This is a genomic window from Clostridium sp. ATCC 25772, from assembly GCF_001573875.1.
Taxonomy (GTDB): Bacteria; Bacillota; Clostridia; order Clostridiales; family Clostridiaceae; genus Clostridium_J; species Clostridium_J senegalense.
On record NZ_LFRG01000177.1, the window covers coordinates 1 to 595 of the forward strand.

The window sequence follows — 595 nt, forward strand, 5'->3', positions numbered from 1 at the left end:
TACTTAACATTAGAAGTTGTAGGTACTATAGTAGATAAGCTAGTTATATAGCTTATTCCTCCTATATCCTCTAGATGACCTTGCTTCTTTAACTCTTCAGTAAGAGTTATTAAATCTATAGGCTCATTTTTATTGTTTAGCTTCATCATGCACTCATAAATAATTTTATGAGCTTCTTTATAAAAATCTTCAGGTTTTATAGTTTCTGTAACAGTTATTATAGCTTCTTTATCTAATAGTATAGATCCTAGTATAGATTGCTCAGACTCCACACTATGTGGAGGAATTCTACCTATATCCTCCATTTATCTCACCTCTAGTGTTTTTCTTATTGTTTTTCTTTTACGTCTACTCTCATTTTAGTAACTACTTTTTGATGTATTTTTATTTCAACAAATCTTGAACCTAAAACTCTTATAGGCTCATCTAATATAACTTTTCTCTTATCTACATCTATTCCATGTTCTTTTTTTATTTGAGCAGCTATATCTTTAGATGTTATAGAACCAAATAATCTTCCACCATCACCAGCTTTAGAATACATAGTTATATTCATTTCTTCCATTTTCTTTCCTAATTCAACTGCTGCTTCGTA

General features: G+C 29.6%; 2 protein-coding genes. Both read right to left on the reverse strand.

Annotated features, from left to right (window positions below):
* The coding region (locus AZI32_RS17445) for a DnaB-like helicase N-terminal domain-containing protein (RefSeq protein WP_275934999.1) at positions 1 to 305 on the reverse strand (305 nt) is incomplete at its 3' end.
* 23 nt (positions 306 to 328) lie between these two features.
* Positions 329 to 595, reverse strand: a 267-nt coding sequence (gene rplI, locus AZI32_RS17450) for a 50S ribosomal protein L9 (protein WP_157450985.1), incomplete at its 5' end; no start/stop codon positions are given.